This is a genomic window from Desulfonatronum parangueonense (genome assembly GCF_054656975.1).
Genome location: NZ_BAAHXH010000003.1, coordinates 1,990,001 through 2,007,030, shown reverse-complemented (window position 1 = coordinate 2,007,030; position 17,030 = coordinate 1,990,001). Strand labels below are relative to the sequence as shown.

Here is a 17,030-nt window from a genome sequence, read left to right as displayed (position 1 = left end):
CGCATCTATCCGTTGCCGGATTGGTCATATTTCGCCGGATTGAATTTGATCGGTTTTCGCTTTCAAGGCATGCTGGGCCTGGATGGCGGTAATGGCTACGGTGTTCACGATGTCCGGTACGGTGCAGCCGCGGGAAAGATCGTTAACCGGTTTGTTCATGCCCTGGAGCACCGGACCGATGGCCACGGCGTTGGCGGCGCGCTGAACAGCCTTGTAGGTATTGTTTCCGGTGTTCAGGTCCGGAAAAATGAAGACCGTGGCCCTTCCGGCCACCTGAGAATCGGGCATTTTGGTCATGGCCACGTCCGGATCATAAGCTGCATCATACTGGATCGGACCTTCAATGAGCAGATCGGGAGCCATGCGCTGTGCGATTTTCGTGGCTTCCCGAACCTTTTCCACTTCCTGGCCGGAGCCAGATTCGCCGGTGGAATAGGACAGCATGGCTACCCGCGGTTCCACCCCGAACTGAACGCCGGTTTCAGCGGAGGCCACGGCGATCTCCGCCAACTGGCTTGCCGTGGGATTGGGGTTCACGGCGCAGTCGCCAAAGACCAGGACCCTGTCCGACATGCACATGAAAAAGACGGAGGAGACCAGGGAGATGCCGGGTCTGGTCTTGATGAACTGCAAGGCCGGGCGGATGGTCTGCTGGGTTGTGGTGATGGAGCCGGAGACCATCCCGTCCGCGTGTCCCTTCTGGACCATCATTGTTCCGTAATAGGTCACCTCGGCCATGGTGTCGTGGGCCACTTCCTGCGTCATGCCCTTGGATTTGCGCATTTCGTAGTAGGTTTGCCAATACTCTTCGAAAAGTGGTGAAGAAGCGGGATCGATGAACTCGGCCTTGTCCAGGGCCAGCCCCATCTGGGCAGCCTTGGCCCGGATTGCGTCCGGATTGCCCAGGATGGTCAGGTCCACGATGCTGCGACGCAGCAGAATGTCCGCTGCCTGCAGAATGCGCGTCGAAGAACCTTCGGGAAGGACAATGTGGCGCCGGTCGGCCTTGGCCTTCTCGATCAGGCTGTATTCGAACATGATCGGAGTGACCTTGGTGGATTTCTTGGCTTCCAGGCGTTGCAAGAGTTCCGCGGTGTCCACATGTTCTTCGAAGGAGCCCAGGGCGGTGGCAATTTTCTTCTGGTCCTCGGGCTCGATGCGGCCGTACATTTCCATGAGAATCCGGGTGATCTTGTAGGTATGTCCCTGAACGGAAAGAATCGGCATGGGCACGCCGGTCCAGCCTTCCAGAAGCTTCATGATTGATGAAGACGGCTTGATGCCTCCCGTAAGAACAATACCGGCCACCTCAGGATATGTCTGGGACTGCCGGGTGGCGATACAGCCCAGGAGAATGTCGGAACGGTCGCCGGGGGTGATGACCAGGGAATTTTTGGCGACATATTCCAGAAAGTTGTTCACCTGCATGGCCGCAACGACGTAATCGTCAATCTGGACGTCCAGCAGTTCCTGGCCGATCACCACATCGGCATCCAGCCATTTCTTGACATCGCTGATGGTGGGTTTGCCCAGGGAAGGCACTTCAGGGATGACGTATGTCAGGCATTCCTCATGCATTCTGTACTTGCAGCGAAGCCCGCCGATAATTTCCTGCTTGTTCACCTCTTCGGCGCGATTGATGATGGTAGCCAGGACGTCAAGCCCCTTGTCCGTAAAAGTATCTATGGCAATCTGGGTCTGGGCGACAATCTGCTTCGGGGTCTTGTTCTGCCCATTGGCCACGAGGATGACAGGGGACCCGAGGTTGGCGGCGACTTCCGCATTGATGTCGAATTCAAAGGCCGAGTCGCCGCCGATAAAGTCCGAGCCTTCGCACAAAATGAAGTCGAAGCGGGCCTCCAGCGCCTTGTACTTGGCCAGAATGTTTTCCATGAGCACGGCGTGTTCACCCTGGTTGATCAGGTCTCTGGCCTGCTCCAGCGTGTAAGCGTATGCATCCTGATATGTTTCGTTGAGATGGAACTGCGTCAGGATCAGGTTGGTATCATGATCGCGCTTGCCGTTGCCCTGAACGCTGATGATCGGCCGAAAAAAACCAACGCGCCGGATGTTGCGCATCAGCATCTGCATCAGACCAAGACAGATGGCTGATTTGCCGCTGCGGGACTCCGTGTTGATGACGTAGAGATTTTTGGCCATGAGCAGGTTCCTTTCGTTGTTAAATGTGCGTATGGATCCGCGAATTGAACAGCAAGAGGGGGTGGTCCGGTCTGTCGTTCAGCAAGAACGCAACGGCAGGCCGGACCGTGGGCGAGTAGCTACATCGACCTTCTCATAATGTTTCCGCGTACAATTCCGCGACATGCTTCACTGGAATAGAATGCCCGGTCTTGGAGAGCATGTCCGCAAGCTGGAGCATGCAGGCCGGGCAGCTGGTGGCCGCGACCGAGGCTCCGGTTGCGGAGATGCTTTCGGCCTTTTTGCGGCCGATGATGTCGGAGAGCTTGTAGTGCTTGATGTTGAAGCTCCCGCCGGAGCCGCAACAGGAAGGACCGCCCGGAAGCTCCGCTGTTTCGTACTTGCCGCCTGCAGCCAGAACATTGCGGGGCTGGGCCGTGACTTTCAGCGTGTTCCGCAAGTGGCATGGGTCATGGTAGGCAACCTTGGCCGGTTCCGCAGAGGCCTGAACAGAGCTGATTTTCAGCACGTCGGTGAGGAACTGGCTGACGTCCATGACCTTGGCCGCAAGTTCCTGGACCCGGACGGTGTCCATCTTGTCGCCGTAGTATTTGGGCCAGAGTTCGGCAATGGTCGCCGTACAGGTGGCGCATGGGGTGACCAGGTAGTCCCATTTGCTCTTGGCAAACAGGTCCAGGTTCTGCCGGACCAGCTTGTCGAAGCTGCCAGTCTCCCCGCTGGACAGAGCCGGAATGCCGCAGCAGGCCTGATTGGGCGGCATGTACACGCCAATATCGTGATGCTCCATGATCTTGAGCACGGCCTGCGCGACCTGGGGGAAGACCTTGTCCGTGACGCATCCCGGAAAAAAGGCGACCCGGAGTCCCGGTTTGCCGGGAGGCGTATCTTTTTTGGGCACCTGTGCATGGAACGGCTTGGATGCCAATTTCTTGAAGTGTCGGTCCGCGATGAGCGGGGCGTTGAACCGGGCGCAGGACGTGCCGATGACTCCGTCCGCCTCCTTGGTGAAGAGGCTTTGCATGGACGCCCCCAGGGAAAGCAGATTGTTCATCAGTTTGGGGTTGGTCAGCAGTCTGCGGAAGATCAGCCGCTGGGCCGGGGGCAGGCCCAGGTAGCCGGAAAGGATGGCCCGGGCGCGCAGGAAGATGTCCGTCACCTTGACGCCGGAGGGGCAGTTGGCCTCGCAGGTGCCGCAGAGCAGGCAGCGTTGCAGCTTTTCATTGACTGCCACGGGATCCTTCAGGATTTCATCCGAAAGACCGGAAAGCAGGGCCAGTTTGCCGCGGGTGACGTCGGTTTCCCGCCCGGTCTGAGCAAATACCGGACACTGGGCCTGGCACAGGCCGCAGCGCATGCAGCCGGTGAGCAGATCGTCCAGCTCCTTGAGCATGGATACAAGTTTTTTGATGTCGGCCATGATGTTCTCCCTGAGTTACGCGAGCAAGGGGCCGAGGATCTTGCCCGGGTTGAGGATGCCCTTGGGGTCGAGCACGCTTTTCATCTTGCGGGAATATTCCATGGCCGCGATGCCGCATTCGTTTTTCATGTACTTGGACTTGGCCAGGCCGATGCCGTGTTCTCCGGAAAGCGTGCCGCCCAGGGCGAGTGCTTCGTCGAAGATTTCGTCAATGGCCGCCTCCACCTTGTGCCATTCCTTCTGGTCGCGCTTGTCCGTGAGGATAGTGGGGTGCAGATTGCCGTCTCCGGCATGACCGAAGGTTCCGATGGTCAGCTCGTATTTCTTGGCGATCTTGTCCAGGGCCTGCATCATGGCTGGAATCTTGGAACGGGGCACTGTGGCGTCTTCCAGAACCGTGGTCGGACGGACCCGGGCCAGGGCCGGAAGAGCGTCGCGGCGAGCCTGCCAGACGGCGTTGCGTTCGGCATTATCCTTGGCAACGCGCACGCTGATGGCCTTGTGTTCCTTGCAGATGGCCTCCACCTTGGCCGCATCGTCTTCGACCTGAGTTGGGTGTCCGTCCACCTCGATCAGCAGCATGGCCGCGGCATCCACGGGAAGGCCGGCCTTGCGGAAGTTTTCCACGGTGCGGATGGTGAAATTGTCCATGAATTCCAGGGTAGCGGGTACGATCTTGTTGGCAATGATCGCGGCCACGGCCCGGGACGCGTCCATGACGTCCGGAAAAACGGCCATCATGGCCTTGAAGGCGGCCGGAGGCGGTACCAGCTTGAGGATGAACTTCTCGAAAACGCCCAGTGTGCCTTCGGAAGCGATCATCAGGCCGGCCAGGTTGTAGCCGGTGACGCATTTCACGGTCTTGCCGCCGGTGCGGACCAGCTCGCCATTGACGTCGAAAAAGTCCACGCCCATCACGTAATCCTTGGTGACGCCGTATTTCAAAGCCCGCAAGCCACCGGCATTCTCGGCCACGTTGCCACCCAGGGTGGAGACGGCCTGGGAGCCCGGATCCGGAGGGTACAGCAATCCCTTGGACGCGACGTGGGCCGCGAACTTGGCCGTGATCACACCGGGCTGGACCACGGCGTACAGGTCTTCCTCGTTCACTTCCAGTATCTTGTCCAAGGCCGTGGTCAGGCAGACCACGCCGCCGGAGTGGGGAATGGTTCCACCGGAAAGATTCGTGCCCGCTCCGCGAACCGTCAGTTTCAAGCCGTTGTCGTTGCACAGCTTGACCACTTTGCCCAGAGCCTCGGACTGCTCCGGTCGAACCACGATCCCGGGCTGGACCTGTTCCAGGACGGCAGAGTCATAGGAATACGCATGCAGGTCCGCAGCTTCGGTCATCACGTTGTCCTTGCCCACCGCGGCCTCAAATTCTTTTTTCAGTGCATCGTTTATCATTGCAAACTCCTTTACATGGGTTCAGGTGTCAATGTTCAGTGTTCACGGCAGGAAAGTAGTGTCTAAAATGATAATAGGAAGAGCAAAGATGAGGTGAACCATGAATATGAACCCTGAAGTATCTGGATATCCCTCCGGACGGTTAAACCGTCCGGAGGGATAGGCAGAGTTAGAAAAGGTTAGCCGGTAGCAGATAAATCATCAGTGTAACCATGATGCCGACAACCACGCCATAGAGCAGGAAGGGCCAGAAGGTCTTGCGCAGGATGGCGCCTTCCTGTCCGGACAGACCTACCACGGCGCACACAGCCACGATGTTGTGGATGCAGACCATGTTGCCCATGCCGCCGCCCACGGCCTGGGCCGCGACGATGATCTGGCGGGGCAGGTCGAGCTGGGTGGCCATGCCCCACTGGAACTCGGCGAAGAGCAGGTTGGACACCGTGTTCGAACCGGTGATGAAGGCTCCCAGGCCGCCGATGAAGGAGGCGAACATCGGCCAGCCTTGGCCTACCAGCTCGGACAATGCACTGGCCATGGCCAGGGGCATGGAGGGGTAGGCGTTGGGGTTCAAGGACAAGTCGCCGATGCCGGACCCGCGGAAGATGGAGACCAGACCCACGGCGAAGAACAGGGCAATGGCCGGGTTTTTCATCTTCTTGATGGAATCCACCCAGGCGGTTTTGACCTTTTCGCCGGGCATGCCATGAATGAAGATGGTCAGGATGGCCACCAGCATGAACGGAATGGTGCCGGGCAGGTAGAGGTAGGCGATGGAGCCGCTGACGGATTCATAGCCCAGGATGCCGGTCCAGGCGATAGTTTGGGATGAGAGCCAAGCCTTGAGTCCCAGCTCGTTGATGCGGGTGAGCACCAGGATGATGCCGATGAGCACGTAGGGCAGCCACGCCTTGAACTGGCTCATCCGGGCTTCGAATTTGCAGCCTTCCGCCGAGGTGCTGACCGTGCCGGTCCATTCTGGATCCCAATTCTTCTGGGAACCGAAGGTCCAAGTGTCCTTGGGCACGGCGATGCCGCGCTTGGCGCCCCAGACCACCACGCCCAGGCCGACCAGGCCGCCGATCAGGGACGGGAATTCCGGACCCAGAAACCAGGCGAAAATGAGGTAGGGGATGGAGAAGGCCACGGCGGCGAAGACGCAGAACTTCCAGGCGCCAAAGCCCTCGGACCAGGAGCGATTCGGGCCGAAGTAGCGGGAGATAAAGCCGAGCATGAAGATGGGCAGGATGAAGATCATGGGCAGGTGCATCAGGGTGGCCCACTGGCCGATGAGCATGCCGAAGGACTCATAGCTGGTGAAGTTCACTCCCACGGCACCGGTGGCCACGGCGTCGCCGACCAGGTCGCGCAGGAAGGTCAGGCCGATGATGACCGGGGTGCCGACGGCGCCGAAGGTGACGGGAAAAGAGTTGAAGACGAGGCAGATGACGGCCGCTGCCAGGGGCGGGAAGCCCAGGGCCAGCAGCAGCGGAGCGGCCAGGGCCGCTGGAGTGCCGAAGCCCGCCGCGCCCTCGATGAAGGCCGCGAACAGGTAGCCGATAATGATGGCCTGTACGCGCATGTCCGGAGAGATGCTCTGCATTCCGCACTGGATGGTCTCCATCCCCCCGGAATCGCGCAGGGTATGCAGAATTAAAATTGCACCGAAGACAATGATCAAAATGCCGATGGCCGTAATCACCCCTTGAATGGACAGCGCGGCGACGTAGCCGACCGGAAGGCTCCATACGGCGACGCCGGCCACGGCTGTGACCAGCCAGGCCAGGGGCATGGCTTTGGTGGCAGGCCAGCGAAAGCCGACCATGAGCACCAGAGCGAGGGCAATGGGAAGTGCGGCGATTAACGCCAGGACTCCAACGGACATGTTTTAACTCCTCCTTGAAAAAGTTCACCTCATTCTTGCGAGCCGAAAGGCTCCCAAACCTTCCCAACCCGAAACGAGTGGGACGCTACCTCAGCCGTTACCGTCCGATGTTCGTGAATGCCATATCAAGAATCGTGCCCTCTACTTGATTTGGAATATGCACGAAAAAGCCGATGCCTCCGTGTAGCGAAGAAATGGCCGGGCCGATACCGGGCGAATCAAAAAGAGCGAAATCATTGGAATGTTTCTTGGCGGATTGTGCCCGTATCCTGGCCTCTCCCCTCCACAGGGCAGCTTTCCCTGGGGTGATACAAGCTTTTTGAATTCTTGAAAAGGTGGTTGTGAACCAAAAGGTCAGCGTCGGATTGCCTTTGTCGCGGTGGATCTGGTGTGGTGTCCGATAAATAGGACTTGTCCGAAAAAAAAGACTCTATGTTGCCGCGGCCGTAATGATGGTTGTAACTACTCTGCGTTCCGGTTTGTTGCGAGATGTGCTGAGTCGTTATCGATGGTTTCCGCATAACGAGCTGAGACATCTAACTGTTCTGTATGCTACTGTTGTTGCCGAGTTGATATCGGAGTCGGAGTCGGAGTCGGTATCGGTATCGGTATCGAAAGCGAAATTATGTGAAGGCTCCTCAACATTTTGTAACCGATTCCGGCCCCGATTCCGACCCCGATTCCGACCACGACTCGTAACTGCTCAATAAGGCAGGGCAACCAACCACCGCGGATCCGTGCTGCCTGGATAGCGGAACGCGCCGGCCTGCCGGTATGACGGAGTGGAGTACCTCGAAAGCGAGTTCTCTCGGTCGTCACCCCCCGGGGTCCAGGTGTTTTTTCTATGGTTCACTGCCCGGAGTTATTGAGTAGTTACCGCGACTCCGATTGTCGGAGGCAGATCGCCCAATGTATGCTGAGTAGTTACTGAGACATAAAAAAACGCCGGACCCGTTTTCGGATCCGGCGTTGATGCGTACTTTTTCAGGTGTTGTAGCTACTTGGTACCGGCTCTTCCGGCGTCACATGGCTCGATGTTCGTGTCCGGCCGGACATGCTCGGCGGTCTCGGAGAGAACGCAAACCGGCAGTGGAGCGACAACTCCGTCGCCATAGGGATTGGCCTCCGCCAGCAGATTCAGGATCCGCCAGCGCTCATTGACCTCCTGTTCCACGGCCTCGCGCAACTTCTTGGCGTCTTCGGGGTTGGACTTGGCCAGAGCCGCGAAGCGGTTTTCGGTCATCAGGAAGTCCAGGATGGTGCCGTCCGGAGCCTTGGAGTCAATGACCAGCGGATTCTCGCCGCGCAGAGCCCGGCGGGGGTCGTAGCGGAACAGGGGCCAGTAGCCGGATTCCACGGCCTTCTGGGTCTGCTCCTGGGTCTTGCCCATGCCCTTCTTCAGGCCCTGGTTGATGCAGGGGGCATAGGCGATGATGATCGACGGCCCCTTGTAGCTTTCGGCTTCGGTCAGGGCCTTGAGGAACTGGTTCTTGTTCGCGCCCATGCCCACGGCGGCAACATAGACGTAGCCGTAGGTCATCAGCATCCGGGCCAGATCCTTCTTGCGGATCTGCTTGCCCGCGGCGGCGAACTTGGCGATGGCCCCGGTGGGCGTGGCCTTGGAGGACTGTCCGCCGGTGTTGGAGTAGACCTCGGTGTCCATGACCAGGATGTTGATGTCCTCGCCGGAGGCCATGACATGGTCCAGGCCGCCGAAGCCGATGTCGTAGGCCCAGCCGTCGCCGCCGAAAGACCAGACCGACTTCTTGGTGTACAGATCGGCGCATTCCTTGATTTCCGCGTATTTCGGGTCCGAATTGTCAGCCAACAGGGCCTTGAGCTTGTCGCCGGCTGTCCGGGAGGCTTCGGGATCATCCTTGCCGGCCAGCCAGGACCGCATGGCCGAGGCCAGATCGCCCTCCGCGCCGTTGCTCAGCGCTGCTTCCATGAGCTGGGCCAGCCGCTCCCGGCGCTGCCGGATGCCCAGGCCGATGCCGAAACCGAATTCGGCGCAGTCCTCGAACAGGGAATTGCCCCAGGCCGGGCCGTGGCCGTCCTTGTTCACCGAATAGGGGGTGGTGGGAGCCGACGCGCCCCAGATGGAGGAGCAGCCCGTGGCGTTGGCGATGATCATCCGTTCGCCGTAAAGCTGGGTGATGACCTTGACGTAGGGCGTTTCACCACATCCGGAACAGGCTCCGGAGAATTCCATCAGGGACTTCTGGAACTGGCTGCCCTTGACCGAAGTCCGGCTCATGACCTTGTCCTTGAGCGGTACGGTCACGCCGAAGTCGTAGTTGGGGACCTGGACCGGTGTCTGGGTGGCCAGGGGCTTCATGACCAGGGCCTTTTCCTTGGACGGGCAGATGTCCGCGCAGTTGCCGCAGCCCATGCAGTCCAGGGTGTCCACCTGAACCCGGTACTTGAAACCCTTGAGCTCTTTGCCCTTGGCTTCGACGGTCTCGAATTCGGCCGGAGAGCCGGCAAGTTCCTCGTCCGTCGCGAGCACGGGCAGGATCGCGGAGTGCGGGCAGACAAAGGCGCACTGGTTGCACTGGATGCAGTTCTCGAGAATCCATTCCGGGACCATGATCGCCACGCCGCGTTTTTCGTACTGGGACGTGGCCGTGGGGAAGGTGCCGTCCGGGGTGAAGCAGGACACGGGCAGCTTGTCCCCCTGCTGGGCCAGCATGGGCCGCATCACCTTGGAGACGAATTCCGGCTCCTGAAGATCCTTTTTCGTTGCCCCCGACGCATCGGCCCAGGAAGATGGATATTCAATCTGCTGGACGGCTTCCGCGGCCTTTTCCACCGCGGCGATGTTCATGTTGACGATCTTGTCGCCCTTGGAGCCGTAGGCCTTCTTGATGGAGCCCTTGAGCATTTCCACGGCCTGTTCAAAGGGCACGACCTCGGCCAGCTTGAAGAAGACGGTCTGCATGATCATGTTGATCCGCCCGCCCAGACCGACTTCCTGGGCGATCTTCACCGCGTCGACGGTGTAGAACTTCATCTTCTTGGAGGCGATGTCCCGTTTCAGGGACGCGGGCAGCTTGGTCTCCAGCTCGTTCAGGGACCAGGGCGCGTTGAGCACGAAGGTTCCGCCGGTCTTGGCCCCTTCCAGAAGATCGTACTGGTTGACGTAGGCCGGATTGTGGCAGGCCACGTAGTCGGCCTGGGTGATCAGGTAGGTGGACTTGATGGGCGATTTGCCGAAGCGCAGGTGGGAAATGGTGATTCCGCCGGACTTCTTGGAGTCGTAGGCAAAGTAGGCCTGGACGTACATGTCCGTGGCATCGCCGATGATCTTGATGGCCTGCTTGTTGGCGCCCACCGTGCCGTCCGCGCCCAGTCCCCAGAACTTGCACTGGATGGTTCCCGCCGGGGTGACGTCCGGAAAGGAGGGATCCAGAGGCAGAGAAGTGTGGGTTACATCGTCCTCGATGCCGACTACGAAGTGGTTCTTGGGCTGATCCTGGGCCATGTTCTGGTAGACGGCCGCGGCCATGGCCGGGCTGAATTCCTTGGAGCCGAGGCCGTAGCGCCCGCCCAGGAACTTCACGCCGCTGATGCCGCGCTCCAGGGCCGCGGTACAGACGTCCAGGTAGAGGGGGTCGCCCAGAGCGCCTGGTTCCTTGGTCCGGTCCAGGATGGTGACGGTCTTGGCCGTGTCCGGCAGGACGTCGAACAGGGCGTCCGGAGCAAAGGGGCGGTACATGCGGACCTTGATCAGGCCAATCTTCTCGCCCTTGGCCTGAAGATGGGCGATTACTTCCTCGATGGTCTCACAGCCGCTGCCCATGGCGATGATCACCCGGTCCGCGTCCGGTGCGCCCACGTAATCGAAAAGCTTCAGGGGGCGACCGGTCAGCTTGCTTACCTTTTCCATGTTTGCGGCCACAATGCCCGGAACCTTGGCGTAGAAGGAGTTGGCGGCTTCCCGGCCCTGGAAATAGATGTCCGGGTTCTGGGCCGTGCCCCGGATGTGTGGATGCTCCGGGTTCATGGCGCGGGAACGGAACCTGGCCAAGGCTTCCTGGTCCACCAGCTTGGCGATGTCCGCATAGTCGGCGAGTTCGATTTTCTGGATTTCGTGGGAAGTACGGAACCCGTCGAAAAAGTGCATAAAGGGCACGGACGAATCAATGGCGCTCAAGTGGGCGACCATGGCCATGTCGTGGGCTTCCTGGACCGAATTGGAAGACAGGATGGCAAAACCGGTCTGGCGGGTGGCGTAGATGTCCTGGTGATCGCCGAAGATGGACAGGGCATGAGCGGCTATGGCCCGGGCCGAAACATGGAACACGCCGGGCAGCAGTTCGCCGGAGATCTTGAACATGTTAGGAATCATCAGCAGCAGGCCCTGGGCAGCCGTAAAGGTGGTGGTCAGGGCGCCCGCGGCCAGGGAGCCGTGCACCGCGCCGGCCGCGCCGGCTTCGGACTGCATTTCGCGGATGGCCAGGACTTGATTCCAGGCATTCTTGCGACCCACGGAGGCCCAGTCGTCACAGATTTCGCCCATGGGCGTGGAGGGTGTAATTGGATAGATGGCGGCGACCTCGCTCAGGGCGTAGGCCACATGAGCCGTTGCGGTGTTTCCGTCGACGCTTTGCATTTTCTTGGCCATGAAATAACCTCCGGGAAATGGTTCAATGGAAAGGGGTGGCGCAGTGGCCCATGTTTCAATGCCCTGGCCTTACCAAAATCGTGCCGAGCAGTGAAGCACGATACGTGTATATGATCAGTTTCCGAAATGATGCAGGCAATAACCGGTGAAAGGGAGATTGAGCATGGTGTGCGTCTCAAAAAAGAAACCATTGGTGAAAGAGCAACCTGGTATTTGAACGCTTGTCTGAAAAAAAAGACAAGCCCAATCCCGACGCAGTTGAGCAGTTGCGTTCCGGATGCAAATGAGCAGTGGCCCCCGGGCTTTGCCTTGAATTCTTCCTGCACCCGGCGTTCCAACTCTTCACGCTGGGAGCATCCTGATTGGAGCTTGGAAAACATCCACGCTCAAATAATGCGCAATGCGCCGGGTGCAAGTGCTTGATCCTGCCTTGACCCACTTACGCACCTTGTTTACGCTTGCCAGTAGTCAAAAGAGGAATCCTGCTGAAGCAGTTAATGGAATGTATTATCATTCAATCCTCAAGGAGAGAAACATGAAACCAACGGATCTGTTGCACATCGGACTGGGAGCCGCCTTCATGGCCAAGGAGAAGATCGAAGCGCAACTCAAGGATTTGGAACAATTGGGTACCATCAGCAAGGAGGAATTGAACCGTTTCATTGAGGAGGCCCAGCAGCGCGCCCAGCAGGAGCAGGATGCCCTGGATGCCAAGATCAAGGAAAAGGTCAATGAATCGGTTCGGGAAATGGGTTTGGCCACGAAAGAAGACATTGCTGAACTCAAGGCTCTGCTGATGACGCGGAATGCATAGCTATTACGCCCCGCGAAGAATTTGGGGCGCCTTTCGGTTCCTGGTCACCATCTTTGCCACGGTTCTGAAGCGATCGAGGATTCTGTTCATACCGCCCCTGGGGCCGGTGGATTTGAAAAGAACAGTATTGGAACTGGGCGTCAGCTTCATCAAGCTTGCTCAGGTTCTGGCCACCAGGGCGGATTTCTTTACCGAAGACTATCTTCGAGAACTGCGGACCATCCATGACGAAGTCGCGCCCATGCCGCAGGCAGATCTGGATGAAATGTATCGTCGTTCATTTGGTACGTCGCCGCCTTTTGCCCGCTTCGATGCAGTACCCATGGCCAGCGCCTCCATCGGGCAGGTCCATCGGGCGCAACTATTGGACGGTACGGAGGTGGCAGTGAAGATCCGCCGCCTGGATATCGAGCGCAAGGTCAGCGTGGATATCAGCATCCTCGATTTTTTCATGCACCTGTTTCGTCCTTTTTTCAGCGTCTATACCCGCAATTCATTGGAAGCCATCCTGACCGAATTCTCAAACATGATCCACAAGGAAGTGGACATGAACATCGAGATGGACAACCTGCGCAAGTTTCGTGATCTGTATGCCCGGGACGATGTTCGGTTTCCGAAATATTATGCCCAATACAGCAACCGGGACGCCCTGGTCATGAGCTTTGAACAGGGTGTGCGGGTGGACGACGCCGCGGCTCTGGAGCGATTGGGCATCCCCTTTGATCGGATCATGGACGTCTTGATTGATTTCTACACCGAACAAATGCTGGTCAAGGGGTTGTTCCATGCCGACCCCCATCCGGGCAACCTGTTCGTGAGCGAGGATGGGAAGCTGATCCTGCTGGACTTCGGCATGGTCAAGCGGCTGACCAACTCGTCCAAGGTGGCCATGATCGAGATGGTGGAAGCGGCCTCGGCCAGGGATTTCGAATTGTTCATCGCGGCCAGCGAGCGGCTCGGCGTGGTCACGCCGTCGGCCCCGCCCGAGGAAATGCTGGAATTTGCCGAGAGGATGTTCGACATCTTCGGGAATGTGGATTTGGATGCGGCCAGCATGCAGACCCTGGCCCTGGACGTGCTGTTCTCCATGAAGGACATGCCCTTCAAGATGCCCCAGGAGGTTGTGTACGTGCTCCGGGCAAGTACGTTGATCGAGGGGCTGGGCACCAATTACGTGCCAAATTTCAATGGGGTGAAGGATATCCTGCCGGTACTGCAGGAAAAACTGCCCAAAGCCCTGGGCTTTGACCAGGGGTTTGTCAGTCAGGTCCGGCGGGAGATCAGCACCTTGCCCATGACCTTCAAAAGGGTCAAAACCATCATCACTGATCTGAGCGATCAGAAACTGCAGATCAAGATTTCGCGGCATACGGTTGATCAGATCAACGACCGGCTCCGGAATCTGTTCCGTCCCCTGGTGGGTGGATTCTTGTTCATTCTCGGGGCTTTTTTCATGCTTCAATTGGACCTTGCTTATGGGCGCGGGATCGCTTCTGCGTTGTTCAGCATTGGAGTGTTGCGGATGTATCTGGGCGTGCGTTGAATACTCAGCCTGATCTTTCCCGGACCTGATGACTGCCCTGACTGAGAAATATTCCGATCAAAACAACCGCGGAAGCAAGATATTGCAACGGAACAAGACGCTCTCCAAGAATCAGCCACCCGAGAAACAGCGTGATCACAGGAATCAGGTTGACGAATACCGAGGCCTGGCCGGCGGGAATGCGGCTGACGCCGTAGTTGTAAAGCCAGTAGGCAACGATGGTTACGCCGAAGCCCAGATAGATGATGGAAAGCACGGCCTGCCAGTGGAAGCTGTCCGGCATGGTCGTACCGGGCAGAAACACGATGGGCAGAAAAAAAATGCATCCCGTAAAGGCCTGAACCGATGTCAGGAACAACGGGCTGAAGCGGACGCAGAGTTTCTTCAGGGCAATCATGCTCCCCGCGGCGCAGCACATGGCCAGAAACTCAAGGAAGTTGCCCAGGAGAGGGTTGGGGGCGTGTTCCGTGCTTTCCGAGAGCAGGGTCAGCCAGATGACTCCCATGATGGCTATGACAAACCCAAGCCAGATTCGCCGGCTCAGTCGTTCCTTGAGAAAGAACCGGGCTGCCACGGCAACCATCAAGGGCAGGATGGCCACGATCATCCCGGCCTGGGATGCACTGGTATAGGTCAGGGCCATGGCCTCGAAAATGAAATAGAGGCAGGGTTCGCACAAGGCCATGAAAAGCAGCAGTTTCCAGTCGCCTTTCTGGTAGCGTTCGGATTTGAAACGCCCGACCAGCAACAACAGGCAGCAACTGGCCAGGGCCATGCGCGCCAATACGACAACCATCGGGCCATATACACCGATCGCGAACTTCATGGCGATGAAAGAGCCGGCCCAGAGCACCGTAGCCAGAAACAGCGCTCCCGTGGCCAAACGATCCACACCTTGAAACATGCTCTTTCCTCGATTTAAAGTTTTTGGGCGTAATTATCCCGCACTGCGCCCTCTTCATCCGGTTTTCGGTATCAGAATCGGTGTCGGATCGGTTTTCGAAAATATCGGGATGCTCTTCACTTGGCTTCGCGTCCGACCCCGAGCCCGATACCGACTCCGACTCGATGCCAGACTGGAAATGGGTCCATTTCAAACAGCATCTTGCTGAGTGATTGCTTTGGGCTTGATGAACCAAGATCCCGCTTGCGGGATGTGCCAGTTCGCCCACGGAGAGTCAATTTCTCGAATGCGGACTTTTTTCTTACCTTAATAAAGGAGGTTGACAATGACCCAGACCCGGACGGACGCTCATCTGCTTTCCAAGTCATTATATGATGCCGTGATTTTCGACATGGACGGCGTTGTCACGGATACCGCCAGCCTGCACGGCAAGGCCTGGAAGGAAATGTTCGATCAGTTTCTGGAGCATCATGCCCGACAGACTGGTCAGCAGCAGGCGCCCTTTGATCTTGGCCATGACTATCTACAATACGTGGACGGCAAACCACGTTTTGACGGCGTGAGGAGTTTTCTCGCGTCTCGCGGCATTTCACTTCCCGAAGGAGACCTTGAGGCTCCTCCGGGCATGGACAGCGTTCATGCTTTGGGGAACAAGAAAAACGCGCTCTTCGGAAAGATGCTGGAGGATGAGGGGGCAATGGCCTATCCAGGCACGGTGCAACTGATTCAAAAATTACATCAAGCCGGGATAAAAACTGCCATCATATCATCGAGCAAGAATGCCGAAAAGATTCTGCGTTCAGCAGATGTTCTGGATCTTTTCGAGGCAAAGGTGGACGGGGTGGATTCACTGGAGCTGGGAATATCAGGCAAGCCCGCGCCGGATATCTTTTTGCAGGCAGCTCGAGAACTCGGCGCCGAACCAAAGCGTGCCGTGGTTGTCGAGGACGCGATATCCGGAGTGCAGGCTGGTCGTGCCGGAGGTTTCGGGTTGGTGGTGGGGGTGAATCGGGGCGATGATCCGCAGGACCTGCTCGACAATGGAGCCGATATCGCTGTCTCTGACCTGGATGAGATGGAAGTCGTGTGAGCGCCGGATGATATCCGGATGAAAAACCGGTCAACAGCTTGATTTGCTCATTTATTCTGCGCCGTGGAAGCGGATTGTGGGTTGCGGCTCAAAATCCGATAATGCCGCAAGAGCAGGCCAATGGCCAGCAAGAGCCCGACGAAGGCCACGACATCATGGCGAAGTGCGGAAAGAGCCGCCCATGATCCGATTCCAAGGAACAATGAGGCCAGAGCTGGCCGGGAAGGCGGGACAGATGATGAACTTGCGGATCCTCGGGGTCGTCGGGCGGTCCGCTCGATAAAAAAGATCATTGCCCCAAGAAGGCCAATGAGAGCCAGAACTACTTGCAGGAAGTTGTACAAGATTCGTAGACTATAGGTTCGAACAGGTACTGCTCACATAATTGGACACCCAAAAACAAAGCAGGCCGAATTTTTCCTGGATGCATGGTTCGCTTTGTGGATACACCAGATGGCTGACCGTATACTCAGCGATCAGTAAATGCAATTTGGGCTGGATGCGTTTCAACTCAGATGAACAATCACACTCTTCCGGAGGTAACATGCGAGCCTGCTTCATAGGCGTGGGTGAAGCTTGTGACGAGCATTATCCGAACACTTCCTTGCTCGTATCCGTACCCGGAAAGGGCCGGGAGCGTCATGTCCTGCTGGATTGCGGGTTCACCGTTCCCGCGGCGTTTTATCTCCATGCGCCCCGGAGCGCTCGGCCTGATGTGATCTGGCTGTCGCATTTTCACGGGGATCATTTTCTTGGCTTGCCTTTGTTGCTGCTGCGGTTTCACGATGAGAAGCGTACGAATCCCCTGACCATTATCGGCCAGGCCGGGGTGCGGGATGTGGTGTCGGCCGCATTTGACCTGGCTTATCCTGGCTTCAAGAACAAGATCGAATATCCCCTGGAATTCATCGAGGTTGATCAGGACGCGAAGATGGAGGTGAGCGGTATTCAATGGTCCTTCGCGCTCAACAATCATAGTTCCGGAGCGCCTTGCCTTTCCGTTCGACTGGATCATCAGGCCACATCCCTGGTATATAGTGGAGACGGCCAATCCACGCCTGAGACAAAAGAGTTGGCCTTCCAGGCAGGATTGCTGGTTCATGAAGCGTATGCGCTGGAAGACAACAAGCCCGGACATGGAACCGTGGCCCAATGTATTGACTTCGCAAAGAAAGCCCAAGTC

The 17,030-nt window shown here is 57.8% G+C and carries 11 protein-coding genes (1 of these 11 cut by a window edge); 5 read left to right on the top strand and 6 right to left on the bottom strand.

The annotated features are described in order from the left end of the window. Positions 1–24: 24 nt before the first annotated feature. The 5 genes from pta to nifJ all read right to left on the bottom strand — a co-directional run bounded on the left by pta (position 25) and on the right by nifJ (position 11,496). Positions 25–2,160 carry a phosphate acetyltransferase gene (pta, locus tag ACYQ15_RS09210; RefSeq protein ID WP_459937219.1) on the bottom strand — a complete coding sequence of 712 codons (2,136 nt, stop codon included), beginning with the start codon at positions 2,158–2,160 and terminating at the stop codon, positions 25–27. 133 nt (positions 2,161–2,293) lie between these two features. After that, complete coding sequence (locus tag ACYQ15_RS09205; RefSeq protein ID WP_459937218.1) at positions 2,294–3,577, bottom strand: (Fe-S)-binding protein; 1,284 nt, start codon at positions 3,575–3,577, stop codon at positions 2,294–2,296. A 15-nt stretch (positions 3,578–3,592) separates the two neighbouring features. Beyond that, positions 3,593–4,984, bottom strand: a complete 1,392-nt coding sequence (locus ACYQ15_RS09200) for an FAD-binding oxidoreductase (RefSeq protein ID WP_459937217.1) — start codon at positions 4,982–4,984, stop codon at positions 3,593–3,595. A gap of 169 nt (positions 4,985–5,153) precedes the next feature. Further along, positions 5,154–6,869 (bottom strand): L-lactate permease, encoded by a 1,716-nt coding sequence (locus tag ACYQ15_RS09195; protein ID WP_459937216.1) that lies wholly within the window; start codon positions 6,867–6,869, stop codon positions 5,154–5,156. Between the two features lie 997 nt (positions 6,870–7,866). After that, on the bottom strand, positions 7,867–11,496 hold the full coding sequence (nifJ, locus tag ACYQ15_RS09190) for a pyruvate:ferredoxin (flavodoxin) oxidoreductase (RefSeq protein ID WP_459937215.1): 3,630 nt from the start codon (positions 11,494–11,496) through the stop codon (positions 7,867–7,869). Between the two features lie 126 nt (positions 11,497–11,622). Between nifJ and ACYQ15_RS09185 the strand changes: the two genes are divergently transcribed. The 3 genes from ACYQ15_RS09185 to ACYQ15_RS09175 all read left to right on the top strand — a co-directional run bounded on the left by ACYQ15_RS09185 (position 11,623) and on the right by ACYQ15_RS09175 (position 13,853). Further along, the gene (locus ACYQ15_RS09185) at positions 11,623–11,919 is read left to right on the top strand and encodes a hypothetical protein (RefSeq protein WP_459937214.1); all 297 of its coding nucleotides are present in this window, start codon (positions 11,623–11,625) and stop codon (positions 11,917–11,919) included. Positions 11,920–12,031: 112 nt separating this feature from the next. Next, entirely contained in the window at positions 12,032–12,310 is a 279-nt protein-coding gene (locus ACYQ15_RS09180; RefSeq protein ID WP_459937213.1) for a hypothetical protein, read from the top strand. Continuing rightward, complete coding sequence (locus tag ACYQ15_RS09175) at positions 12,303–13,853, top strand: ABC1 kinase family protein (protein ID WP_459937212.1); 1,551 nt, start codon at positions 12,303–12,305, stop codon at positions 13,851–13,853. Before ACYQ15_RS09180 ends, ACYQ15_RS09175 begins: the two co-directional genes overlap by 8 nt. Before the next feature lie 4 nt (positions 13,854–13,857). On the opposite strand, the gene ACYQ15_RS09170 is transcribed toward ACYQ15_RS09175, so the two are convergent. Further along, the gene (locus tag ACYQ15_RS09170; RefSeq protein WP_459937211.1) at positions 13,858–14,757 is read right to left on the bottom strand and encodes a DMT family transporter; all 900 of its coding nucleotides are present in this window, start codon (positions 14,755–14,757) and stop codon (positions 13,858–13,860) included. Between the two features lie 325 nt (positions 14,758–15,082). Here ACYQ15_RS09170 and ACYQ15_RS09165 point away from each other — a divergent pair, with 325 nt between their 5' ends. Together ACYQ15_RS09165 and ACYQ15_RS09160 are read left to right on the top strand one after the other, a co-directional pair. Next, complete coding sequence (locus ACYQ15_RS09165) at positions 15,083–15,847, top strand: HAD family hydrolase (RefSeq protein WP_459937210.1); 765 nt, start codon at positions 15,083–15,085, stop codon at positions 15,845–15,847. Between the two features lie 544 nt (positions 15,848–16,391). Continuing rightward, on the top strand, positions 16,392–17,030 hold the 5' portion of the coding sequence (locus ACYQ15_RS09160) for an MBL fold metallo-hydrolase (RefSeq protein ID WP_459937209.1). It continues 135 nt past the right edge of the window; only the first 639 of its 774 coding nucleotides appear in the window; it begins with the start codon at positions 16,392–16,394; its stop codon lies off the right edge, out of view.